Annotated in this window: 21 protein-coding genes and 1 tRNA gene; 16 read left to right on the top strand and 6 right to left on the bottom strand. The window is 62.9% G+C overall.

Features of this window, described 5'->3' with window-relative positions:
• The first annotated feature begins 6 nt into the window (after positions 1 to 6).
• Positions 7 to 1,170, top strand: coding sequence for an alpha/beta hydrolase (locus NKJ17_RS21195; RefSeq protein ID WP_352689914.1), 1,164 nt, complete (start codon positions 7 to 9; stop codon positions 1,168 to 1,170).
• Positions 1,171 to 1,599: 429 nt separating this feature from the next.
• Here NKJ17_RS21195 and ade read toward each other — a convergent pair whose 3' ends face one another.
• The gene (gene ade, locus NKJ17_RS21190; RefSeq protein WP_352689913.1) at positions 1,600 to 3,411 is read right to left on the bottom strand and encodes an adenine deaminase; all 1,812 of its coding nucleotides are present in this window, start codon (positions 3,409 to 3,411) and stop codon (positions 1,600 to 1,602) included.
• A gap of 498 nt (positions 3,412 to 3,909) precedes the next feature.
• Positions 3,910 to 4,362, bottom strand: coding sequence for a cupin domain-containing protein (locus tag NKJ17_RS21185; RefSeq protein WP_352689912.1), 453 nt, complete (start codon positions 4,360 to 4,362; stop codon positions 3,910 to 3,912).
• A gap of 280 nt (positions 4,363 to 4,642) precedes the next feature.
• On the opposite strand from NKJ17_RS21185, the gene NKJ17_RS21180 reads away from it, so the two are divergent.
• Positions 4,643 to 4,728 (top strand) — tRNA-Leu (locus NKJ17_RS21180).
• Positions 4,729 to 4,761: 33 nt separating this feature from the next.
• On the opposite strand, the gene NKJ17_RS21175 is transcribed toward NKJ17_RS21180, so the two are convergent.
• Positions 4,762 to 5,151 (bottom strand): hypothetical protein, encoded by a 390-nt coding sequence (locus NKJ17_RS21175; RefSeq protein ID WP_352477405.1) that lies wholly within the window; start codon positions 5,149 to 5,151, stop codon positions 4,762 to 4,764.
• Between the two features lie 55 nt (positions 5,152 to 5,206).
• Positions 5,207 to 5,785: an NUDIX domain-containing protein gene (locus NKJ17_RS21170; protein WP_352689911.1), complete on the bottom strand. Its 579-nt coding sequence runs from the start codon at positions 5,783 to 5,785 to the stop codon at positions 5,207 to 5,209.
• A 153-nt stretch (positions 5,786 to 5,938) separates the two neighbouring features.
• On the opposite strand from NKJ17_RS21170, the gene NKJ17_RS21165 reads away from it, so the two are divergent.
• The 8 genes from NKJ17_RS21165 to NKJ17_RS21130 all read left to right on the top strand — a co-directional run bounded on the left by NKJ17_RS21165 (position 5,939) and on the right by NKJ17_RS21130 (position 12,634).
• Positions 5,939 to 7,042, top strand: a complete 1,104-nt coding sequence (locus tag NKJ17_RS21165) for an NADH:flavin oxidoreductase/NADH oxidase (RefSeq protein WP_352689910.1) — start codon at positions 5,939 to 5,941, stop codon at positions 7,040 to 7,042.
• A 108-nt stretch (positions 7,043 to 7,150) separates the two neighbouring features.
• Complete coding sequence (locus NKJ17_RS21160; RefSeq protein ID WP_352689909.1) at positions 7,151 to 7,468, top strand: SH3 domain-containing protein; 318 nt, start codon at positions 7,151 to 7,153, stop codon at positions 7,466 to 7,468.
• A gap of 62 nt (positions 7,469 to 7,530) precedes the next feature.
• Positions 7,531 to 7,824 carry a DUF982 domain-containing protein gene (locus NKJ17_RS21155; RefSeq protein WP_352620647.1) on the top strand — a complete coding sequence of 98 codons (294 nt, stop codon included), beginning with the start codon at positions 7,531 to 7,533 and terminating at the stop codon, positions 7,822 to 7,824.
• Between the two features lie 28 nt (positions 7,825 to 7,852).
• Positions 7,853 to 8,092 (top strand): DUF2188 domain-containing protein, encoded by a 240-nt coding sequence (locus NKJ17_RS21150; RefSeq protein WP_023674770.1) that lies wholly within the window; start codon positions 7,853 to 7,855, stop codon positions 8,090 to 8,092.
• 165 nt (positions 8,093 to 8,257) lie between these two features.
• Complete coding sequence (locus NKJ17_RS21145) at positions 8,258 to 9,343, top strand: ABC transporter ATP-binding protein (protein WP_352689908.1); 1,086 nt, start codon at positions 8,258 to 8,260, stop codon at positions 9,341 to 9,343.
• Between the two features lie 33 nt (positions 9,344 to 9,376).
• Entirely contained in the window at positions 9,377 to 10,702 is a 1,326-nt protein-coding gene (locus NKJ17_RS21140; RefSeq protein ID WP_254817688.1) for an ABC transporter substrate-binding protein, read from the top strand.
• A gap of 86 nt (positions 10,703 to 10,788) precedes the next feature.
• Positions 10,789 to 11,739, top strand: coding sequence for a carbohydrate ABC transporter permease (locus tag NKJ17_RS21135; protein ID WP_254817687.1), 951 nt, complete (start codon positions 10,789 to 10,791; stop codon positions 11,737 to 11,739).
• A 1-nt stretch (position 11,740) separates the two neighbouring features.
• Positions 11,741 to 12,634, top strand: coding sequence for a carbohydrate ABC transporter permease (locus NKJ17_RS21130; RefSeq protein ID WP_352477400.1), 894 nt, complete (start codon positions 11,741 to 11,743; stop codon positions 12,632 to 12,634).
• An 89-nt stretch (positions 12,635 to 12,723) separates the two neighbouring features.
• Here the strand turns inward: NKJ17_RS21130 and NKJ17_RS21125 are convergent, their stop codons facing one another.
• Positions 12,724 to 13,710, bottom strand: a complete 987-nt coding sequence (locus NKJ17_RS21125; protein ID WP_352689907.1) for an alpha/beta fold hydrolase — start codon at positions 13,708 to 13,710, stop codon at positions 12,724 to 12,726.
• A 149-nt stretch (positions 13,711 to 13,859) separates the two neighbouring features.
• Here NKJ17_RS21125 and NKJ17_RS21120 point away from each other — a divergent pair, with 149 nt between their 5' ends.
• The 5 genes from NKJ17_RS21120 (at position 13,860) to NKJ17_RS21100 (ending at position 21,250) form a co-directional block, all read left to right on the top strand.
• Positions 13,860 to 14,609 (top strand): competence/damage-inducible protein A, encoded by a 750-nt coding sequence (locus NKJ17_RS21120; RefSeq protein WP_352689906.1) that lies wholly within the window; start codon positions 13,860 to 13,862, stop codon positions 14,607 to 14,609.
• A gap of 74 nt (positions 14,610 to 14,683) precedes the next feature.
• Positions 14,684 to 15,517, top strand: coding sequence for a universal stress protein (locus tag NKJ17_RS21115; protein ID WP_352689905.1), 834 nt, complete (start codon positions 14,684 to 14,686; stop codon positions 15,515 to 15,517).
• A 111-nt stretch (positions 15,518 to 15,628) separates the two neighbouring features.
• On the top strand, positions 15,629 to 16,129 hold the full coding sequence (gpt, locus tag NKJ17_RS21110) for a xanthine phosphoribosyltransferase (RefSeq protein WP_006200882.1): 501 nt from the start codon (positions 15,629 to 15,631) through the stop codon (positions 16,127 to 16,129).
• A 221-nt stretch (positions 16,130 to 16,350) separates the two neighbouring features.
• Positions 16,351 to 16,839 carry an NUDIX hydrolase gene (locus NKJ17_RS21105; RefSeq protein ID WP_352689904.1) on the top strand — a complete coding sequence of 163 codons (489 nt, stop codon included), beginning with the start codon at positions 16,351 to 16,353 and terminating at the stop codon, positions 16,837 to 16,839.
• Positions 16,840 to 17,485: 646 nt separating this feature from the next.
• Positions 17,486 to 21,250 carry a vitamin B12-dependent ribonucleotide reductase gene (locus NKJ17_RS21100; protein WP_352689903.1) on the top strand — a complete coding sequence of 1,255 codons (3,765 nt, stop codon included), beginning with the start codon at positions 17,486 to 17,488 and terminating at the stop codon, positions 21,248 to 21,250.
• Between the two features lie 180 nt (positions 21,251 to 21,430).
• Here the strand turns inward: NKJ17_RS21100 and NKJ17_RS21095 are convergent, their stop codons facing one another.
• Positions 21,431 to 22,441, bottom strand: coding sequence for an MBL fold metallo-hydrolase (locus NKJ17_RS21095; RefSeq protein ID WP_292657726.1), 1,011 nt, complete (start codon positions 22,439 to 22,441; stop codon positions 21,431 to 21,433).
• A gap of 355 nt (positions 22,442 to 22,796) precedes the next feature.
• On the opposite strand from NKJ17_RS21095, the gene NKJ17_RS21090 reads away from it, so the two are divergent.
• Entirely contained in the window at positions 22,797 to 23,057 is a 261-nt protein-coding gene (locus NKJ17_RS21090) for a hypothetical protein (protein WP_352689902.1), read from the top strand.
• Positions 23,058 to 23,118 lie beyond the last annotated feature (61 nt).

The raw sequence follows: 23,118 nt of genomic DNA, 5'->3' as shown, positions 1-23,118 counted from the left end.
GCCCGCGTGATCGTGCCTTCGAAGATCTTTCTCGTCGTTGCGTTCGCGCTCGCGCTGGCAGGCTGCGCCGGTCAGAACACGCACGATCTGCTCAACAAGACGACGATCACCGTGCCTGCTTCGGACATTGCGGCGACGCACAAGATCTTCGTCGCCACAACCCGGCAAAGGGCAACGAAGGAGCCCCGGCAGGTGTTCGACGGCGACCGTTCGCCGACCACCAGCTTTGCCAGCGTCGAGGTGACGGTGCCCAAGATCCACCAGCTCGGCGCCATCGAGCGGGTCAAGGGCTCGGCCAACAGCAATCCGGCGAAGGATTTCACGGCGACCGGCGTCACCTTCTACGAAGGCGCGCCGCAGTTCGCCAAGGCGGTCGGCGCCGACATCGCGATGCGCGGCGACCGGGCGCTGGTTTTCGTGCACGGCTTCAACAACGGGTTCGACGACGGCATCTACCGGCTGACGCAGATCGCGCATGACACGAAATACCCCGGCACGCCGGTGCTGTTTTCGTGGGCGTCGAGCGGCAAGACGACCGGCTACATCTACGACAAGGAAAGCGCCAATGCGGCGCGCGACGATCTCGAAGCGACGCTGCGCATGCTCGCCAAGAGCCGCGCCAAGAGCATCGACATCATTGCCCATTCAATGGGGACCTGGGTGACGATGGAAGCGTTGCGCCAGCTTGCGATCACCGGCGACCGCGACCTCGGCGGCAAGCTCGGCTACGTCATCCTGGCTTCGCCCGACATCGACGTCGACGTGTTCAAGAAGCAGATGATCCGCTACGGCAAGCCCGACAAGCCGTTCGCCGTGCTGCTTTCGGGCGACGACCGGGCGCTCAGGCTGTCGACCCTGATCTCCGGCGACAAGCCGCGCGTTGGCGACTATGGCGACGCGGCCGACCTCGCCAGCTATGGCGTCTCGGTGGTCGACCTGACCAAGACCAAGGGCGGCGACCGGCTGAACCACGCCAAATTCGCCGACAACCCGTTCCTGGTGCAGCTGCTCGGCGACCGCCTGCGCGCGCCGGCCGGCCTCGCCTCCGATGAGACCGCGCCGGCCCAGCTCGACAATCTCGGCCAGGGCCTCGGCAAGGCCGTCGGCTCGGTCGCCGAAATCGTCATCACCACGCCGTTCAAAGTGCTGACCATCGCCACCGGCGGGTGAGCGATCGCTGTCGATCGGCCTGCAGCCGCTAATCGCCGACGCTGGCGATTAAACCTAAGCCACCATGCCTTCGTCATCCTAGGGCGGAGCGAACGCGAAGCGGAGCGCAGACCCTGGGATCCATGCCGTTACATCTGCCGAAGATTGCAGCGGTTCGGAATGGCTTGTATCCGCAACAGCGTCAGTTACCTTTCGGCATCGCTGGATTGCCTGCCGGAGCCAAGAGGCGTTCGATTCTGATCCGCCTTCGTGCGCCACAGATGTAACGGCATGGATCCCAGGGTCTTCGCGACGTCGCTTCGCTCCTGCTCCGCCCTGGGATGACGAAGCGACGGATGTTCGGCTAATCTTCAGGGTACGCGATTTACCCCTGAAGGGACCACCGGAAGCGCAGAAAATTGCCATTTGCAGGCCGGCATATCGACAGCGCTAAACGAACAAATCAACCTTCTGAAAAGTCGTCACGTCGATCAGGCCGACGTCGGAAATCCTGAGCTCGGGGATGACGACCAGCGCCAGCAGCGAGTGCTGCATGTAGGCGTTGTTCAGCGAGCAGCCCATCTGGCGCATGGCGTCGCTGAGTTTGTCCGCCTTGGCGGCGACGATTTCCGCCCGCTCGTCCGACATCAGCCCGGCGATCGGCATTTCGACCAGCGCCAGTTCCTTGCCTTTGGAGAACAGCACGACGCCGCCGCCGACCTCGCCCAGCCGGTTCACGGCCAGAGCCATGTCCTGCTTGTTGGTGCCAACGACGATGATGTGGTGGGCATCATGCGCCACGCTGGAGGCCATGGCGCAGTCGCCGATATAGCCGAAGCCGGAGACGAAGGCGTTGGTGACGCCGCCGGTGCCCTTGTGGCGTTCGACCAGCGCGATCTGGCAGACATCGTTGCGGCGATCCATGGCAACCAGCCCGTCCTCGACAGCAAGATCGGCCTCCAGCGCCCGCGTCGGCGCCTGGTTTTCGATGACGCCGATGACCCGCACCCGCACTTCGTTGGCGCCCATGGGTGCCGCGATGTCGAAATCGCCTGTCTTGAGCTTCTTGCCGAGCTTGATGGTGTTCTTCGCCGTCCGCGGATAATTGTAGGCCGGAATGTCGATTTCGAGCTTGCCGCCCTTGGCCAGCCTGACGCCGCGGCCATAGACCTCGTCAATGGTCATTTCGGCGAGGTCGGAGACGATCAGCAGATCGGCGAGCCGTCCCGGCGCTATCGAGCCGATCTCGCGCTCCAGCCGGAAATGCTGGGCGGTGTTGAGCGTAGCCATCTGGATCGCAGTCACCGGCTTCAAGCCCTGGCTGATGGCGTGGCGCACGACCCGGTCCATATGGCCTTCGTGCACCAGCGTACCGGAGTGGCTGTCGTCGGTGCACAGGATGAAGTTGCGCGGGTCGAGCCCGCTCTCCGTCACCGCCTTGATCTGCGAGGCCACGTCATACCAGGCCGAGCCCAGCCGCAGCATCGCCTTCATGCCCTGGCGGACGCGGGCGATGGCATCCTCGGCGCGCGTGCCTTCGTGGTCGTCCTCGGCGCCGCCGGCGACATAGCCGTGGAACGGCAGGCCGAGATCGCGCGAGGCATAATGCCCGCCGACAGTCTTGCCGGCCCTCACCGTCGCCGCGATCTCGCCCGACATCACCGGATCATTGGCGGCGACGCCCGGAAAATTCATCACCTCGCCGAGCCCGATAATGTTTTCCCAGGTCATCGCCTCGGCAACATCGGCGACGGTCAGCTCAGCGCCGGCATGCTCCAGCCCCGGTGCCGACGGCACACAGGACGGCATCTGCACATGCACGTTGACCGGCATGGCGACCGCCTCGTCATGCATCAGCCGCACGCCCGGCAGGCCGAGCACGTTGGCGATCTCATGCGGATCGATGAACATCGATGTGGTGCCGTGCGGGATCACCGCGCGGCAGAATTCCGTCACCGTCACCATGCCGCTCTCGACATGCATATGCGCGTCGCAAAGCCCCGGCACCAGATAGCGGCCGCCGGCATCGACCACCTTAGTGCCCTGGCCGATGGCATGGCCGGCGTTCGGCCCGCAATAGGCAAAGCGGCCGCCGGCAATGGCAATGTCGGTGCCGGCGATGATCTCGCCCGAATGGACGTTGACCCAGCGCCCGTTGCGGATGACGAGATCGGCGGGTTTGCGACCCATAGCGACATCGACCAGATGCGTCGCCATCTCAGCCCAGGGTTTTGGTTTCGTCGCATTGGCGGTCTTCGGCATCAACAGGCTCCTCTTTGCCCGACTGTGCCAAGCCGCGAGGATTTTGACCAGCGAGGAAGTAAGCGCGGACGGCGAAGTTGCAGCTCTCCCCCCTTGAGGGGGAGATGTCGCCGAAGGCGACAGAGGGGGTCGCCGATCCACGCGCGACGACCCCCTCTGGCCTACCGGCCATCTCCCCCTCAAGGAGGGAGATTGATGCGCCACGGCTTTCGCCAATCGCCAAGGGCATTTTGTGCCGGCCGCAGCAACTTTGTTCTTGCTTTGTGCCGGCAGCTATGCTACTAATTTGGCTATGGTGCTAATTGGCTCCAACGACCCGCCCGCCGAGGCGGGTTTTTTGTTTTAGCGTCGTTCATGGCAAAATGGCCCAAGCGGAATATGATTCCGGCTAATCAGCTTTCGCCGCGTTAGCGGATCTTACTGAATCGACGGTCGCGGAGTGTGACGCACTCCATCGTTCTAGCCTTCGGCCGGTTCAATCAATTCGATCCCGAACTGTCACTTCTTGCTTGGATCGTCTGCCGGGTTGACGTAGGTGATCTTGAATGGCCCCTCGCCATGAACCTGGATGATCGTATCGCTTGTCGTCCAGGCGAAGTGATTCATTCCGGCCGGCGCGACGCCGAAGCCGCCAGCAGTCAGTTCGACACCTTTCGCCTCGTCGAGCTTATCGCCCATTCCAATATGGAAGTTGCCGGAAAGCACCGTTACGTATTCCGTGGTGGGATGATTATGTGCGGCAATTTTGTAGCCGGCGGGTGTCTTCAACCGCAGCACATAGGCGCCGTCCTTTGAGGGATCTCCAGCGACAACAGCCATTTCCGCGCCAGCGGGAATGACAGCTGGAGCAGGACCCCATTTGATGTCTTTGGCGTTCATCGGCATCTCGTCAGCAGACAGAGGCGCCGTCCCGACAAGCAGCAGTGCCAGGGCAGAGGCAAGCTTGAGCATGACAATCTCCCAGTGTCTGTAGACGACTGCGTCGAGTATCGGCGCGCCGATCCACTTGCCGATTGGAGTCTATCAGAGCAGAGCGCCCGAACGCATCCTGCGAACGGGGGACACGCATTCGCGGTAGCCTCGGAAGCTGCCGCTAGAAAACATTTCCAGGTGAAACGATTTTGTTTGTATCTCCGTGGGTGATTGGCCCTCGCTAGCGTCCAGTGCCAGATTTGTCGATGGCAGAAGACGGCTTGACGACCTTTGGCTGGCGGCTGAAAAGGGCTGACCTGCGGACGTGGCGGAATTGGTAGACGCAAGGGACTTAAAATCCCTCGATCTCTGATCGTACGGGTTCGATTCCCGTCGTCCGCACCAGATTTGGACTTGAAAGGACAGATCGAGAGCGGGTCATTTCGCGGGACTGCAATTGCCGACCGCTCGCTTATTGAGCTTGCCAGACTTCAGGTCTGACAGTTGCGGAATGGATGCATCAAATCCAGCGTATTTTTCGTAGACGTTCCTGTCCAACGAGATTTGCCGTCCGGCGGCGGTAAAAGCGACCATCCCTGTACTACCGACATAAGCTTGCGCTGCTCGCATTCTGCAGAAGTATTTTTTCTCGCCGTTGGAAACGAACCAGCCCAGTGAGCCTGACGCACCTCGCGACAGCTTGCCGGTCTTGTATCCTTTGCCCTGCAGGTTGGAGTAGGATTCAGCGTGTGAGGGGGCAATCGATGCCAAGAGAAAGACAGCCGTCGAAATCGCGCCCAACCACTTCGGCAAGTTTTTGATAATCATGGATCTGTTCCCCTCAGCTGCATCTCAGCCCGTTGCGGCAAGGAATTAAAGCCGTTCACCTCCCGATCGGGTTCAGCTTCAAATGCTGGATTAAAATAATCGTCTTGGCGTCGATGATCCGACCATCGTGGATGGAGGCCAGCGCCTCGTCGAGCGGCATTTCCAGAACCTCGATGTCTTCGCCTTCGTCATGCGCGCCGCCGCCGGCCGAAATGCGGTCGGCGGGCGAATAGCGGGCGACGAAGAACCAGAGCCGCTCGGTCACGCTGCCGGGGCTCATATAGGGCGAAAACAGCCGCTGCACGTCCTTCAGGCGGTAGCCGAGTTCCTCCTCGGCCTCCTTGCGGATGCAGGTTTCGGGATCGTCTTCGTCGAGCAGGCCGGCACAGGCCTCGATCAGCGGCTCCTTGTGGCCGGTGACGTAGGCGGGGTAGCGGAACTGCCGCACCAGAAGCACCGTCGACCGCTCGGGATCGAAAGGCAGGATCACCGCACCGTCGCCGCGATCGTAGGTCTGGCGGGTGTGCGTTTCCCATTTGCCGTCGCGCCGGCGATAGTCGAAGACGGTCTTTTTCAGAACCGCCCATTCGTCGGAAAGCACTTCCTCCGAGCGGATGCGAATGCGATCTTCCATGGTCGACTCCCTGCTGCCGCGGCAAGGCGTAGCCGCGAACGCCCGTTCGTGCAATCGGTCCACCAATTGGTCCAGTGCGCCGGTTCACCCTCTCGTGTCTGGCGCTGGCACAATCGGCTGCATAAATAGCGGCAACCCTTTCCGGAGTTTTTTATGACCTCATCGCTTTTCCAGCCGATCACCCTCGACGGCCTGACCTTCCCCAACCGCATCGCGGTCGCGCCGATGTGCCAGTATTCGGCCGAGGACGGCTCGGCCAGCGATTGGCACCTCTATCACTGGATGAACCTGGCGATGTCCGGCGCCGGCATGGTCACCGTCGAGATGACCGATGTCGAACGGCGCGGCCGCATCTCGCATGGCTGCCTCGGCCTCTATTCCGAGGACAACGAGGCGGCGGCGCGACGCACGCTGGATGCAGCCAAGCGGGTCGCGGCGCCGGGCACGAAGTTCGGCACGCAGCTTGCCCATGCCGGCCGCAAGGCCTCCAACCGGAAACCCTGGGAGGGCGGCGGACCGCTGAACGCCGATCAGGACCCGTGGCCGATCGTGTCGGCCTCGGCGATCGCCTACGACACCGGCTGGCAGGTGCCGCGGGCGCTGGAGGACGACGAGATCCTGCAAATCATCGAACGCTTCGCCGAAGCGGCACGGCGGGCGGAGCGGGCCGGCTTCGACTTCATCGAGCTGCATGCCGCGCATGGCTATCTGATCTTCCAGTTCCTGTCGCCGCTCTCCAACCGGCGCACTGACCGCTGGGGCGGCTCACTGGAAAACCGCATGCGTTTCGCCGTCGAGATCGCCAAGGCGGTGAAGAAGGCGGTGCCCAGGCTGATGCTCGGGGCGCGTCTGTCGATCAAGGAATGGGTCGATAGCGGCTTCGAGGTCGAGGATGCGATCGGAGTGGCAAAGGCGCTGAAGGAAGCCGGCGTCGCCTATCTCTGCTGCTCGAGCGGCGGCAACTCGCCATTGCAGAAGCTGCCCTCCGGGCCCGGCTACCAGGTGCATCTGGCCGAAGCGGTGCGCAAGGCCGTCGGCATTCCGACGCGGGCCGTCGGCCTGATCGACGATCCGAAACAGGCCGAGGCGATCGTCGCCGACGGCCGCGCCGACATGGTGGCGCTGGCGCGTGCCTTCCTTGCCGATCCGCGCTGGGGCTGGCGCGCCGCGGCCACCTTCGGCGAAAAAATCCACCCGGCGCCGCAGCTTGCCCGCTCGGTGACGACGATGCAGCACTGGATGAAGGCGGCGACCTGACGGCGGGTTCGTCTCGCTGGACGGGCCAGCACAGCTTCGCATTGATCCTCTGCCGGTGTAGAGTAGCCGGGGCCGCGGCTGGGCGCGGCGGGTTGGGGGAGCAGAGACATGCCGTTCAGGGGGAATTCCATTGCGGCTGCTGCCGCGGTGCTGGCCGGGCTGTCGTTCGCCGCACCGACGCCGGCCGGGGCGCAATATTGCGAAGGCACGGTGCACGGCCTTTCCAGGCACTACAATCTGGCGACGGGAAGCGGCTTTCTCGCCGTTCGAGCCCGACCGAACTCGTCGTCGCGCATGATCGGGCAATTATTCAACGGCGACCAAACCGAGATCTTCGACCGCCGCGGAAGCTGGTACAAGGTCGATATCGGCGGCCGCACCGGCTGGGCGAATGCACGCTGGCTGCGCAACGACTGCGGCTATTGAGCTATTTTCGCCTGAGCTAAAATAGCAGTTGCAACCAAATCGGCCGCTCCGCGTTGGCGGCGATGATGGACAGCAAGCCATTTGAAAAGCCGGTCGTGGTCGAACTCGGCCATGTCGGCAAATATCGGCAGATCCGCAGCGCCCAGGAGGCGGCGGAGTGCCTGATGACGGTCTGGCCACTCAATCGCGGGCCGCGTCATCGTGATGCCCTCGACACTTGCCTAAAAGTGCTGGAAGGTTATCGTTCGACGGCGGATGCGCGCCGGGCACTGATCGAAGCCGCCAGGGAATCGGACGTGCTGGTGCCAGACGACAGGCTGCCAGACGACAGACTGGCCGACGATAGGCTGCATTGAGGCAACGGGCTTTCAACCGGAGGGTTTCATGGCGAAACTGACCTACAAGATCGTCGAGCATGACGGAGGCTGGGCCTACAAGGTCGGCTCGACATTCTCCGAAACGTTCCCCACCCATCAGGATGCCTTGCGCGCCGCCGAGATCGCTTCGGCCGAACAGCAGGTCGCCGGCAATACGGACGGCATCCAGTACGAGGACGCCGACGGCAAATGGCATGACGAGCTCGCCGACGGCCGCGACCGGCCGCAGACCGAGGTTTCGGATTAGAGTGTGCCGACATCCAGGGTGATGCCGGCGTGCTTTACAGGTCGGTTTGGTAGCGCTACCGTCTCACATCGCGCGTGACCGGGGAGGAGCCTGGGCGCCGTCGCGGGCCAGGCAGGAAAGCGGTTTCCTTCGAAGTCGTTGCGGGAATCAATCGGGAGGAGATCGATGGCGTCTGTCGCGATCGGCGATGTTTACAAATCATTTGGGACCGTCGAGGTCCTGCACGGGGTCAGCGTCGATATAAACGACGGCGAGTTCGTCACGCTGGTCGGGCCTTCGGGTTGCGGAAAGTCGACCCTTCTCAGGATGATCGCCGGCCTGGAGAAGATCTCGCGCGGCCAGATCGCGATCGGCAAACGTGTCGTCAACAACGTTGCGCCAAAGGAGCGCGACGTCGCCATGGTCTTCCAGAACTATGCGCTCTACCCGCATATGACGGTCGCCGAGAATATGGCGTTCTCGCTGATGCTCAAGGGCGTTCCCAAGACGGAGAGCGATGCCGGCGTGCGGCGCGCGGCCGAAATCCTGGGACTGGTGCCGCTGCTCGACCGTTATCCCCGCCAGCTTTCCGGCGGCCAGCGCCAACGCGTCGCCATGGGGCGGGCGATCGTGCGCGACCCGCAGGTTTTCCTGTTCGACGAGCCGCTGTCCAATCTCGATGCCAAGCTCCGGGTGCAGATGCGCGCCGAGATCAAGGAATTGCACCAGCGCCTGAAGACGACGACGGTCTACGTCACCCACGACCAGATCGAGGCGATGACCATGGCCGACAAGATCGTCGTCATGCATGACGGCATCGTCGAACAGATCGGGCCGCCACTCGAGCTCTATGACCGGCCGAACAACCTCTTTGTCGCCAGCTTCATCGGGTCGCCCGCCATGAACATGCTCAGGGGCGAGATCGTAAGCGACGGCTCGCCCTCGTTTCGCGGCGCCGGAGGGATTTCGGTCCCGTTGGCCTCGGCACTTTCCATGGGCAATGGTGAGCCGGTCGTGCTAGGGATACGGCCCGAGCATTTACGGCTGTCCGACAATCAGGGCATTCCGGTCACCGTCGTGGTGGTCGAGCCGACAGGGTCCGAAGTGCAGCTCATCGGCCGAACCGCCGGCGGCGAGGAGATCGTCGCCAATTTCCGGGAACGGCATTCCTTCACGCCGGGCGAAACCATCCGGCTTACGGCCGAGCCTGGCCTCATCCATCTCTTTCACGGCAAAACCGGACAGCGGTTCGAAACACCCATCGAGCAGTAGGACGGCAAGGACAATAAGCAGGAGGAAGCGAACATGAAATTCACCAGACGTGACGTGATCCGCACCACCGCCGGCGCGGCGGCGGGAGCCTTGGGAAGCCGGTTCATCGGCTCTCCCGCCTTTGCTCAGGAGGGGTTGAAATACAAGCCCGAGGACGGCGCCAAGCTCAGGCTGCTGCGCTGGTCGCCTTTCGTGCAGGGCGACGAGGATCAATGGCTGGCCAACACCAAGCGCTTCACCGAAGCGACCGGCGTCGAGGTCCGCGTCGACAAGGAAAGCTGGGAGGACATTCGCCCCAAGGCGGCGGTCGCCGCCAATGTCGGCTCCGGCCCGGACCTGATGTTCGTCTGGTTCGACGACCCGCACCAATATCCCGACAAGCTGCACGATGTGACGGAACTGGGCGAATATCTCGGCTCGAAATATGGCGGCTGGCACGATGGACCGCACCAATATGCGACACGGCAAGGCAAGTTCCTCGGCCTGCCGCTGGCGACCATCGGCAATGCCATCGTCTATCGCGAAAGCTGGGTGAAGGAAGCCGGCTTCTCAGAATTTCCAAAGGACACGGCAGGCCTGCTCGAGCTTTGCAAGGCATTGCAGGCGAAGGGGCACCCGGCCGGCTTCACGCACGGCCACGGCGTCGGCGACGGCAACAACTACGCGCACTGGCTGCTGTGGAGCCATGGCGGCCAGATGGTCGACGAGAACAGCAAGGTGACGATCAACAGCCCCGAGACGCTGAAGGCGATCGAATACGCGCAGCAACTCTACAAGACCTTCATTCCCGGCACCGAAAGCTGGCTCGACGTCAACAACAACCGCGCCTTCCTGGCCGGCGAATTGAGCGTCATCGCCAATGGCATTTCGGCCTACAACACCGCCAAGATCAACAAGGACAAGGATCCGAAGCTGGCTGAAATAGCCAAGGACATCCGCACCACCAACCTGCCGATCGGCCCGGTCGGAAAATCCGTCGAGCTGTTCCAGGTGACCACGGCCGTGATCTTCGACTACACGCCCTACCCCAACGCGGCCAAGGCCTACCTGCAGTTCATGTTCGAGGATCCGCAAATGTCGCAGTGGATCACGTCGTCGGCAGGCTATTGCTGCCAGACGCTCAAAGCCTTCGACAACAACCCGGTGTGGACGGCCGATCCGAACAATGCCGCTTACGCCAAGGCCTCGGCGACGCTGCGGCCCAACGGCTATGCCGGCCCGCTCGGTTATGCCTCGGCGGCGACCATGGCCGACTATGTGCTGGTCGACATGTTCGCCAAGGCGGTGACCGGCCAGGCGACGCCGCAAGAGGCGATGGAAGAGGCCGAAAAGCGCGCCAACCGCTACTATCGCGTTTGAGCCGGCTCGGCCGGGCAGCCATGCTGCCCGGCTTCGAATCGCGCATGGCCGCCCGGCCGTTTACGAAACCTTAGAGGAGCCGACCCATGGCCGTGACCTCCGCCGCCGTTCAGCCGCGGCCCTCGATCTTGTCTCGCATCCTGGCGACCTTGGCCGATAGCCGAAACGCGCTTGGCTTCGGCTTCATGCTGCCGGCGGCGGCACTGCTGCTGGTCTTCCTGACCTATCCGCTCGGGCTCGGCGTCTGGCTCGGCTTCACCGATGCTCGCATCGGCCGCCCCGGCATCTTCATTGGCATCGAGAATTACGAATATCTGTGGGATGACGCCGTCTTCTGGCTCTCCGTTTTCAACACCTTGCTTTATACGATCAGCGCCTCGATCCTGAAGTTCGTGCTCGGCCTCTGGCTGGCGCTTATCCTCAACCAGAACCTGCCGTTCAAATCGTTCTTCCGCGCGATCGTCCTGCTTCCCTGGGTGGTGCCGACGGTGCTGTCGGCGATCGCCTTCTGGTGGATCTACGATTCGCAGTTCTCGATCCTGTCCTGGGCGCTTATGGAAATGGGCCTGATCGACCATCGCATCAATTTCCTCGGCGATCCCGAGAATGCGCGGGCTTCGGTCATCGCCGCCAATGTCTGGCGCGGCATTCCTTTCGTCGCGATCACGCTGCTTGCCGGCCTGCAGACGATTCCGCAGTCGCTCTACGAGGCCGCCACGCTCGACGGCGCCAGCCGCTGGCAATTGTTCCGCTATGTGACGCTGCCGCTGCTGACGCCGATCATCGCCATCACCATGACGTTTTCGGTGCTGTTCACCTTCACCGATTTCCAGCTGATCTATGTGCTGACGCGCGGTGGGCCGGTGAACGCCACGCACCTGATGGCGACTCTGTCGTTCCAGCGCGGCATTTCCGGAGGCCAGCTTGGCGAAGGCGCCGCGATCGCAGTCGCCATGATCCCGTTCCTGCTGGCGGCGATCCTGTTCAGCTACTTTGGCCTGCAACGGCGCAAATGGCAGCAGGGCGGCGGAGATTGACATGACCGCGATCGAAACGAGTAAACGCCCGAAACTCGACGAAGGCGGCATGGGCTACCTGCAGAGCGTGCCGCGCCGCGTGGTGACGGTCTATCTGCCGTTGCTGATATTCGTCATCGTGCTGTTGTTTCCGTTCTACTGGATGACGATCACGGCGGTTAAGCCCAATCTCGAGATGACCGATTACGCCAATTTCAACCCGTTCTGGGTGGTGCATCCGACGCTCGAGCATATCCGCTACCTGCTCTTCGAGACGTCCTATCCGGGCTGGCTGCTCAACACGATCATCATCTCGACCGCCGCCACCTTCCTGTCGCTGCTGGCTGCGGTGTTCGCTGCCTATGCGATCGAGCGCTTGAGGTTCTCCGGGGCGCGTCAGGTCGGCCTCGCGGTGTTCCTCGCCTATCTCGTGCCGCCTTCGATCCTGTTCATTCCGCTGTCGGTGATGGTGTTCAACCTTGGGCTTTACGACACGCCCTTCGCTCTCATCCTCACCTATCCGACCTTCCTGATCCCGTTCTGCACATGGCTGTTGATGGGTTACTTCCGCTCGATCCCGTTCGAGCTGGAAGAATGCGCGCTGATCGACGGGGCGAGCCGCTGGCAGATCCTCACCAAGATCGTGCTGCCGCTGTCGGTGCCGGGCCTGATTTCCGCTGGCATCTTCGCATTCACGCTGTCATGGAACGAGTTCATCTACGCCTTGACCTTCATCCAGTCGTCCGAAAACAAGACTGTGCCGGTCGGCGTGCTCACAGAGCTGGTGCGCTCGGACGTCTATGAATGGGGGGCGCTGATGGCGGGAGCGCTGATCGGCTCGCTGCCGGTGGTGGTGCTCTATTCGTTCTTTGTCGAGCACTATGTTTCCTCGATGACCGGAGCCGTGAAGGAATAGCCGATATCCTGATTAGGTTCGGAGGTATTCCCGGCGGCCGGGATGCGCGGGGCGGCACCCTGCCGGCCGATACCGCGTCCGGGAGGGTGTCAGCTGCCGGTGTCGGACTTCGGCGCAAATGCGCGGTCGGCAATGCGTTCGATGAAAGCGACGACCCGTTCCGGCTCGACGAATTGCGGCATGTGGCCAAGCCCCTCGACCGGCTCGAAATCGAGCCCGCTGATCTTTTCCATCACCGGCCAGCCGTGGATACCGATGCCCAGCACGCGGTCGGAAGCACCAAACAGAATGCCGGCCGGCATGGTGATTTCACCATAGCGTTGCTCGATGCGGCCAAGGTCATGCGCGATGGCCACGACATCGGTCGATGTTGCGTAGAAATGGCTTGGCCTCAGTCCGCACCAGCCGCCGCCCTCGACCATATAGTCGGCCGGTGCCGTCTGTGGCGCGAAGATGAAGGCCAGCGTGCGTTCTGCATCTTTGAGAGCCGCCGGGATCGCCACCGTATGAGCCATGATCCGGCGCCGCAGGGGCCAGTTGATGTATAGCGGGCCGAACTTCTCGCGCGCGTCCGGCTCCATATGGGTCAGCGGCGCCAGCAAGGCGACACCGGAAATCGCCTCGGGATGCTCGACAGCCAGCGTCAGTGCGATGGCGCCGCCCAGCGAATGGCCGACGACCAGAGGCTTCTCCAGCCCAAGCGCCTCGATAAAGCGCCGCACGATCTCGGCCTGCTCGGGCAGCCGCCCGCTGGCGCCCCTGGCCCGCACCGAATAACCGGAACCCGGACGGTCGAGCGCAATCAGCCGATAGTTCGGGCCGAAAATTCCGAACAGCGTGTGACGGAAATGATGAAGCTGCGCGCCGAGGCCGTGCAGGAAGACGATCGGCCGCCCCTCGCCCGTCTCGACATAATGAATGCGGTTGCCGTCGATCTCGATGAATTTCCCGCTGGCCGGCACCAGCCTTTCGGCTTTCGCCGCGATCCGCCGTGTCGCCAGCAGAGGATAGGCTGCCACGACGAGCACCAGCAGAACCAGCGCGCCGGGCAGCCATGGAAGAATCGGTACCGGCATGTCTTGCTCAAGGCTCCAAACCGGCACGCAGCATCACCCGCCGAAGGGTCCACTGCAAGGGAGGTGGCACAGGTGGATCCGTCGTTTGGCGGCATTGCCGCCGGCCGTCCGCCGCGCTATCTCAGGCGACCCGTTTGCCGGAGCCTGCCATGACCGAAATCGTCACCGCCGCCATGCTCGTCATCGGCGACGAGATTCTGTCCGGCCGCACCAAGGACAAGAACATCGGCCACCTCGCCGATATCATGACGGCGATCGGCATCGACCTGAAGGAAGTGCGCATCGTTGGGGACGAGGAAGACGAGATCGTCGCTGCGGTGAATGCGCTGCGCACCCGCTACACCTATGTCTTCACCACCGGCGGCATCGGCCCGACGCATGACGACATCACCGCCGATTCGGTTGCCAAGGCCTTTGGCGTGCCATGCGAATACGACGCCAGGGCCTACGCCCTGCTGGAGGCAAGCTATGCTGCCCGCGGCATCGAATACACGGAAGCGCGCAAGCGCATGGCGCGGATGCCGCGCGGGGCAGACCACATCGACAACCCAGTGTCGGTTGCGCCGGGCTTTCGCATCGGCAACGTCCATGTCATGGCCGGCGTGCCGGCGATTTTCCAGGCGATGCTCGACAATGTCGTGCCGACGTTGCGGGCCGGCACCAAAATGCTGTCGGCCACCGTGGAATGTCCGTTCGGCGAAGGCCTGATCGGCCGGCCGCTGGGCGACATCCAGAAGGCGCATCCGGAAACGATCATCGGCTCCTATCCGAAATATGGCGACGGCAAATTCTGGACGGAACTGGTGGTGCGCGCCCGCAGCCAGCAGGCGCTGGACTCCGCACGCGCCGACGTAGAGGCTATGGTGGCGGGTTTGATCAAGGCAAACAAGCCGGGCTGATCGGCGTGACGGAACCAAGCATCGCGCAGTGACGTTTGTCACGATGGGATCGCCGTAAGGAGTGAGGGACTGCCATGCGATTCAAGACCATCGTCGCCATACTGCAGAACGAACAGGACGCCGAGCGCGTGCTCGACTGCGCGATCCCGCTGGCCAGCCGGTTCCAGAGCCATCTGATCGGCATTCATGCCGAGGCGCTGCCCGTGCCCTACACCTCGGCCACCGGCTTTCCGGACACCGAGTTCCTGCAGGTTTCGGCCGACATGAACCGGGAGCGCGCCGAGAAGTTGCAGGCCGCCTTTCACAATCGCATCGAGAATTCCGGCCTGTCGTTCGAATGGCGCAGCCTCGAGAGTTTTTCCGGCGACAGCGCGCTGACCGGCATCTCGACCGTTCGCACCGCGGACCTGATCATCGCCGCGCAGCGCGAATCGGGCAGCGACCCGAGCGCCGACGTCGACACGCTGGTCTACGATGCCGGCCGGCCGGTGCTGGTGGTGCCGCATTCGGGTCCGCTGGTGACCAGCTTCAAGCATGTGCTGCTCGCCTGGAACGGCAGCAAGGAAGCCGCGCGTGCGGCCTTCGATGCCCTGCCCTTCATCATCGAGGCTGAAAAGACGGACATCGTCGTCATCGACCCGCCGGATACGCTCGACGAGGCGCCGGAAACGGCCGGCGCAGAGATCGCCGCCTCGCTGTCCAGGCACGGCGCGACCGTCAGCGTCTCGGTGCTGAGGTCCGGCGGCGCCTCGGTCGACGACATCATCCAGACCAGGGTCGCCGAAACGGGTGCGGACCTGCTCGTGCTCGGCGCCTACAGCCATTCCTGGCTGCGCCAGCTGCTGTTCGGCGGGGTCACGCGGACGGTGCTGCGCACCGCACCGGTGGCGGCTTTCCTGTCGCGGTAGCTTCACAGGGATAGCTTTCCACTCCCCTTGCCAAGCCCAAGCCTTTCCAGTTAATTCCGCGCGCATTCCATAGTGTCTGCGCGCGATGCGCGCTTTGCGGAGTGCGCGAAGATGTCCCTGCCCGAAAAAGCCTTCCCGGTCTCCTGGGACCAGTTCCACCGCGATGCGCGCGCGCTCGCCTGGCGGCTTGCCGGCGCCAACAAGGGGCAATGGAAGGCGATCGTCTGCATCACGCGCGGCGGCCTGGTTCCGGCCGCCATTATTTCGCGCGAGCTTGGCATCCGCGTCATCGAGACGGTCTGCGTCGCGTCCTACCACGACTACACCAGCCAGGGGCAGCTGCAGGTGCTGAAGGAGATCACACCAGCGCTGCTCGCCGATGATGGGGCCGGCGTGCTGATCATCGACGACCTCACCGATACCGGCAAGACGGCGGGCATCGTGCGCGCGATGATGCCCAAGGCGCACTTCGCCACCGTCTACGCCAAGCCGAAAGGCAGGCCGCTGGTCGACACCTTCGTCACCGAGGTCAGCCAGGACACCTGGATTTATTTTCCGTGGGACATGGGCTTCACCTACCAGAAGCCGATCGCCGACGACCACGCCGGCTGATTCGCGGCACCGCCGCTTATTGCAACCAGCCCGCCCAAGGCACCATCCGCAGCCGAGAAATGCCGGCGTGATGCTCGCGCGGCCGCCCCATTTGGGCGAGACCGGCGCAAATCGGCAGAATCTCGCTGGTCCATGAAACATTTTTTACTTTTATTGCTTATAATTAGCCGTAAGATTCATGAGACGGCAAATGATTCTGGAAGCTGGGGCAAGCTTCTCCGATGTTGACGAGGCCAACGACGCACAACCATCTGGCCGAAAGGGTCCAGCGACTCTTCGGCGCGGTGCCGTCCCGCCTGCAGGTTGCAGCGTTGCCTTGGCGCGATAGCGGGGACGGCGTCGAAATCATGCTGATCACCAGCCGCGACACCGGCCGTTGGGTGCTTCCCAAGGGCTGGCCGGAAGCGAAGGAGCCGCTTTGCGAAGCGGCGGCGCGCGAAGCCGGCGAGGAGGCCGGGCTGCGCGGCACGATCTCGCATCAAGAGGCCGGCCGCTATTTCTACGCCAAGGTGCTGGATTCCGGCGAGGAAGTGCCGTGCGAGGTTCTGGTGTTCCCGCTGCAGGTCGACAAGGTCGCCGACCGGTGGAAGGAAAAGCGGGCACGCACCCGCAAGTGGGTCAGCGCCGCCGAGGCTGTGGGCATGGTGCATGAACCGGACCTTCGCCAGATCATCGCCCATTTCTGCGCCGATCCACGCCGGTTCTCCTGAGCCCGAGCGGCGCATAGCCGCGGTCAGGTGCCGCGAACGCCATCGCCGAAGCACCTCCGCGCGGCGCCGAACCTTCCTCGCTGCGCTCCGCTTCTATCCCCGTTATCCACATATGTGACACACAAGATGTTGGGGTCATAAAAGCTACGCAAACGAATCCTTGACGGCGCAAAACGAGTCGCCTTTTATAGGCCATGCGCTCCTGTTGAGAGTGCGACCGGAAAAGTTTCGAGGCCGGTCTTTTTCCCGGAATATGTGCGTTTTGATCCGCATTCCCGCCTGTTTACGAGGCCGGCGGAGGCGTGGGATTTTGAAGCCTTGGGGGGCGAAAGGGGAGGATTGTCGGGCTTGAATAAATTGTCTGTTAACACTATATTTAGTGTTTGCAGATAGGTTCGACGCTAGATAATGTGAATTTCCCTCGACCGAGGGCGTTACAAAAAGTTTTCAGTTTTTGAGGGACCCACAGGGTCCGTGAGCATGTTGGACAGCGGCCTCGCAAGAGGTTCGACCGGCAGGGCGGCGGAGACTGTGAAGATGAGAGCCGGGGTTTTCGAACGCCGGCAGACGGCGGGCATGCGCGTTTCGTCAAGAGGGCAGAAATCCTCGGGAAAAGCGCTATATGTAGACAAAAGGGACCGGACCAATGCGCATCGAGCGTCGTTTCACCAAGCCAGGACAATCTGCCTATGCGGAGATCGAATTCCGCAAGGCGCTTTCCGAGATCAAGAATCCGGACGGGTCGGTGGTGTTCCGCTTGGACAACATCGACGTGCCGGCGCAGTTCTCCCAGGTTGCCGCCGATATCCTGGCGCAGAAATATTTCCGCAAAGCCGGCGTGCCCGCACGGCTGAAGAAGGTCGAAGAGACGCAAGTTCCCTCCTTCCTGTGGCGCTCCGTGGCCGACGAGGCTGAACTGGCCAAGCTGCCGGAAGCCGAGCGCTACGGTTCCGAGACCGACGCCCGCCAGGTCTTCGACCGGCTTGCCGGCACCTGGACCTATTGGGGCTGGAAGGGCGGCTACTTCAAGTCGGAGGAAGACGCGCGCGCCTTCCGCGACGAGCTCGCCTATATGCTGGCCACCCAGCGCGTCGCGCCGAATTCGCCGCAATGGTTCAACACCGGCCTGCACTGGGCCTATGGCATCGACGGTCCGAGCCAGGGCCATTTCTATGTCGACCCGTTCACCGGCAAGCTGACCAAGTCGAAGTCTTCCTACGAGCATCCGCAGCCGCATGCCTGCTTCATTCAGGGCGTGCAGGACGACCTCGTCAACGAGGGCGGCATCATGGATTTGTGGGTCCGTGAGGCGCGCCTGTTCAAATATGGCTCCGGCACCGGCTCGAACTTCTCGTTCCTGCGCGGCGAAGGCGAAAAGCTGTCGGGCGGCGGCCGCTCGTCGGGGCTGATGAGCTTCCTCAAAATCGGCGACCGCGCGGCGGGTGCCATCAAATCGGGCGGCACGACGCGCCGCGCCGCGAAAATGGTCATCGTCGACGCCGACCACCCCGATATCGAGGAGTTCATCGACTGGAAGGTCAACGAGGAGCAGAAGGTCGCCTCGCTGGTCACCGGCTCGAAGATCGTCAAGAAGCATCTCGAAGCGATCATGAAGGCCTGCATCAACTGCGAAGGCAATGGCGACGATTGCTTCGATCCGGCGGTCAACACCGCGCTGAAGCGCGAGATCAAGGCGGCCAAGAAGGACGCGGTGCCGGAGAACTACATCTATCGCGTCATCCAGTTTGCCAAGCAGGGCTACACCTCGATGTCGTTCAAGACCTACGACACCGACTGGGATTCGGACGCCTATCTCACCGTTTCCGGCCAGAATTCCAACAATTCGGTGTCGCTGAAGGACGATTTCCTGCGCGCCGTCGAGCAGGACGGCGACTGGCATCTCACCGCCCGCAAGGACGGCAAGGTGCTGAAGACGCTGAAGGCGCGCGATCTCTGGGAAAAGATCGGCTATGCCGCCTGGGCGTCGGCCGATCCGGGCCTGCATTTCAACACGACGATGAACGACTGGCACACCTGCGCCTCGGCCGGTGCGATCCGGGCGTCCAACCCGTGCTCGGAATACATGTTCCTCGACGACACCGCCTGCAATCTGGCCTCGATCAACCTACTGCCCTATCGCAACGCCGACGGCACCATCGACATCGCTGCCTACGAGCACACGGTGCGACTGTGGACCATGGTGCTTGAAATCTCCGTCATGATGGCGCAGTTCCCGTCGAAGGAGATCGCCAAGCTTTCCTACGAGTACCGTACGCTCGGCCTCGGCTACGCCAATATCGGCGGCCTGCTGATGACCTCGGGCATTCCTTACGATTCCGACGAGGGCCGCGCCATTTGCGCCGCCCTCACCGCGATCATGACCGGCACCGCCTATGCCACTTCGGCTGAAATGGCCGCCGAGCTCGGCGCCTTCCCCGACTACGACCGCAATGCGCAGAACATGCTGCGTGTCATGCGCAACCACCGCCGCGCGGCCTACGGCGAAAGGGACGGCTACGAGAAGCTTGCCGTCAACCCGGTGCCGCTGGTCGCCTCGGATCTCAAGCAGCAGGAGCTTGCCGACCATGCCAAGGCCGCCTGGGACCGCGCCATCGAGCTTGGCGAGGAGCATGGCTACCGCAACGCACAGGCAACGGTGATCGCACCGACCGGCACGATCGGCCTGGTGATGGATTGCGACACCACCGGCATCGAGCCCGACTTCGCGCTGGTGAAATTCAAGAAGCTGGCCGGCGGCGGCTATTTCAAGATCATCAACCGCGCCGTGCCGGAAGCGTTGCGCACGCTTGGCTATTCCGAGAGCCAGATCGCCGAGATCGAGGCCTATGCCGTCGGCCACGGCAATCTCAACCAGGCGCCGGGCATCAACCCCGGCTCGCTCAAGGCAAAAGGCTTTACCGACGAAAAGATCGCGGCACTCAATGCGGCATTGAAGTCGGCCTTCGATATCAAGTTCGTCTTCAACCAGTGGACGCTGGGCGCCGACTGGGTGAAGGAGACGTTCGGCTTCACCGACGAGCAGCTCAATGATTTCTCGTTCGAGATGCTGCCGGCGCTGGGTTTCTCGAAGAAGGACATCGAGGCCGCCAACATCCATGTCTGCGGAGCGATGACGCTGGAAGGCGCGCCGTTCCTGAAGGCCGAACACCTGCCTGTGTTCGACTGCGCCAGCCCGTGCGGCAAGATCGGCAAGCGCTCGCTGTCGATCAACAGCCACATCATGATGATGGCGGCGGCACAGCCCTTCATTTCCGGTGCCATTTCCAAGACCATCAACATGCCGAACGACGCGACGGTGGAGGACGCCAAGGGCGCCTACATGCTGTCATGGAAGCTGGCGCTGAAGGCCAACGCGCTCTATCGCGACGGCTCGAAGCTGTCGCAGCCGCTCAACGCCTCGCTGCTTGCCGACGTCGAGGACGACGAGGACGAAGCGGTCGAGCAGCTGATCGCGGCACCGGCCGCGCAGCGCGCCGTGCAGGTGACAGAGAAGATCGTCGAGCGCGTCGTCGAGCGTCTCTACCGCGACCGCGAGAAACTGCCGAACCGCCGCAAGGGCTATACCCAGAAGGCGGTCGTCGGCGGCCACAAGGTCTATCTCAGGACCGGCGAATTCGATGACGGCCGCCTCGGCGAGATCTTCATCGACATGCACAAGGAAGGTGCCGCCTTCCGGGCGATGATGAACAACTTCGCCATCGCCATCTCGCTCGGCCTGCAATATGGCGTGCCGCTCGAGGAATTCGTCGAAGCCTTCACCTTCACCAAATTCGAGCCGGCTGGCATGGTGCAGGGCAACGACGCCATCAAGAACGCCACGTCGATCCTCGACTATGTGTTCCGCGAACTCGCCGTCTCCTATCTCGGCCGCCACGACCTCGCCCATGTCGACCAGTCGGATTTCGACAAGACCGCACTCGGGCGCGGCATCAACGAAGGCAAGGCGACGCCATTCTCCAAGGGCCTGACCCGCGGCGCCTCGCCGGTCAAGCTGGTGTCGGGCATGGGCGCCGAGCCGAAAGGCTTTGCCGGTTCGGGCTCCGGGACTCCAGCCCGTACCGCCCCGACCGCCTTCTCCGGCTCCAACGTGCTGACGCTGAAGCCGGCCAGCGACGAAGCCATCGCCTACAAGCGCGACTACGAGGAGCGCGCCAGGGAACTGGTCGAGGACATCGTCTACGCGGAAGCGTCCGACCCGACGGAGCTGTTCACCGACGAGGCCGCCAAAGAAGCCGCCGAAGCAAAAGCGCTCGCTGCCAACCGACGCCAGCAATCACTGATGCAGGGCTACACCGGCAACGAATGCTCGGAGTGCCATAACTTCACGATGGTGCGGAACGGCACTTGCGAGAAGTGCGATACTTGCGGGGCTACGAGCGGATGTAGCTGAGATAGCTGATAGGCAAGTTCATCGCTTGGAGGTGGGTTGACGGCAACCCACCTCTAACGGCCAAAGCAAGCCAATTGCCACCACCCGATCAGGCACGCCCGATGCCTAGCTACTCAAAGCTCGCGACGTTGCTCGTGCGGTCGTTCAAACGCTGTGCTCGGCCCTAACCCGATACGCGGGTCAGTAGTCCCAGACAGCCGGCACGCAACGAAAGACATCGCCGTCCACCGCCACATGGCAGATAGACGGGAACGGCAGGTGAGTGGCCACCAGCGGCTCGCGGGTCGCCGCCAGCTCCCGCAAAAGATTGATCCGGACGCGGGCCGCCTCCTCGGGGTCGTGTTCGAAGCCGTTGTGCCAGTCGGGTTGGTCGAACCCGACCTGGAACACGGCGTCGCCGGCGAAGGTCAGCCGATCGCCGCCGGACGCTAGGCGGACCACGCTGTGCCCGGGGGTGTGGCCGCCGGTGAGCGTGACGACCACCCCCGGCGCCACCTCATGCTCCGTCTCAAACGGCCGCAACTGGCTGTGGTAGTCGTTCACGAACCGCTTGGCCGCCCGCCGCAGCGCATCCGGGAACCCCGTTGGCATGGAGACGCGGGAGAAATCGGGCGACTCCCAGAACTTGAGCTCGGCGGCCGCCACGTGAATCCGCAGATCCGGACGCAGCCGGTCCTTCACCCCGTCGATGAGCAGCCCGCCAATGTGGTCCATGTGCATATGGGTCAGCACCACGTCGGTGACGGATGCGAGATCGATGCCGGCGGCCTCCAATCGCGAGACCAACCGCCCGGCCCTCGGCAAGTGCAAGTCCGGGTCCATCCCCAGCCCGGCGTCCACGAGTATGGTCCGGTCGCCGCTGCGTACGACGACCACGTTCAGCGGCCACTCGAGCACGTCCGGCGGCAGGAACATGTCGTCCAGCCAGGCCTCCCGGAGGGCCGGGTCGACGTTGTATGCCATAACCGGCGCTGGTATCGGCAGCACTCCATCGCTGACCACCAGCACGTCGATGTCGCCGACCTGCAGCGCGTAGCGCGACGGAACCAATTCGGGCTCCGGTCTACCGTTGCTGTGCTTGGCGTTCAGGCTGTCGGCGCAGTGCTGGATCGAAGGGTGTGAAATGTTGTCCAAGCTCATGTTTGTCTCCTGCTGACCAGTCGTGCGGGTTTTTGTTTCTGCCTGCGACATGATGCGCTCCTGTTTTGCGTGATCGAGACGTGTGGGTCACAAGCCACGTCGGGGACCCTATGGGGAAGCGTGTCGGCTATCGAGCTACACCTGAGGATGGGGCAGCCTGTGCTCTCAGTGGACCGCAGCGAGGATTTGGTGGTGAAGAGGCTGGCATGAGGGAGTAGACGCTCTCGCCCACCGAACCGCGCCCCGCGCTCAGCGTTGACTCGAAGCCGTCCTCAATATCCGTGACGATGTGCTCATTAGAGCAGGAAAGATCTCAGGAGGAGCTGCTGTTCAACTACGTCGGTGTAGATGATCGGCCGCTGGCCATAATGACATTTCCAACCGAAGAGGTCGCGCAATGCGTTACGTGGCAGTCATCGAAAAGCCGGAAACAATTTTTCCGCTTAGCTGCCGGACCTACCCGGCTGCATTGCGATCGGTGCTCGAGGTGGAAAAACCGAAATTCGCGACGCAATACGCTTTCACATCGAAGGCCTCGCGCGCCGATGGACTGGATGTGCCCAAAGGTGTCAGCCTGGCTCGTCTTTGTGAGCTCCGCCCCCTTGTTTGGGGTTTCGGCGGCGGTTTCGGCCCGGGCGGCCGGGCTGCGGGCGCACCTATCCCGTGATGGCGGCCCATCGGCGCATGTTGAAGGCGATCGCCGCCAATGTCACCTGGGCGGTGGCCTT

This window comes from Mesorhizobium sp. M0208, assembly GCF_040322015.1.
Taxonomy (GTDB): domain Bacteria; phylum Pseudomonadota; class Alphaproteobacteria; order Rhizobiales; family Rhizobiaceae; genus Mesorhizobium.
Note: the sequence above shows the minus strand (reverse complement) of the source record. Positions and strands in the feature narration are given on the sequence as shown.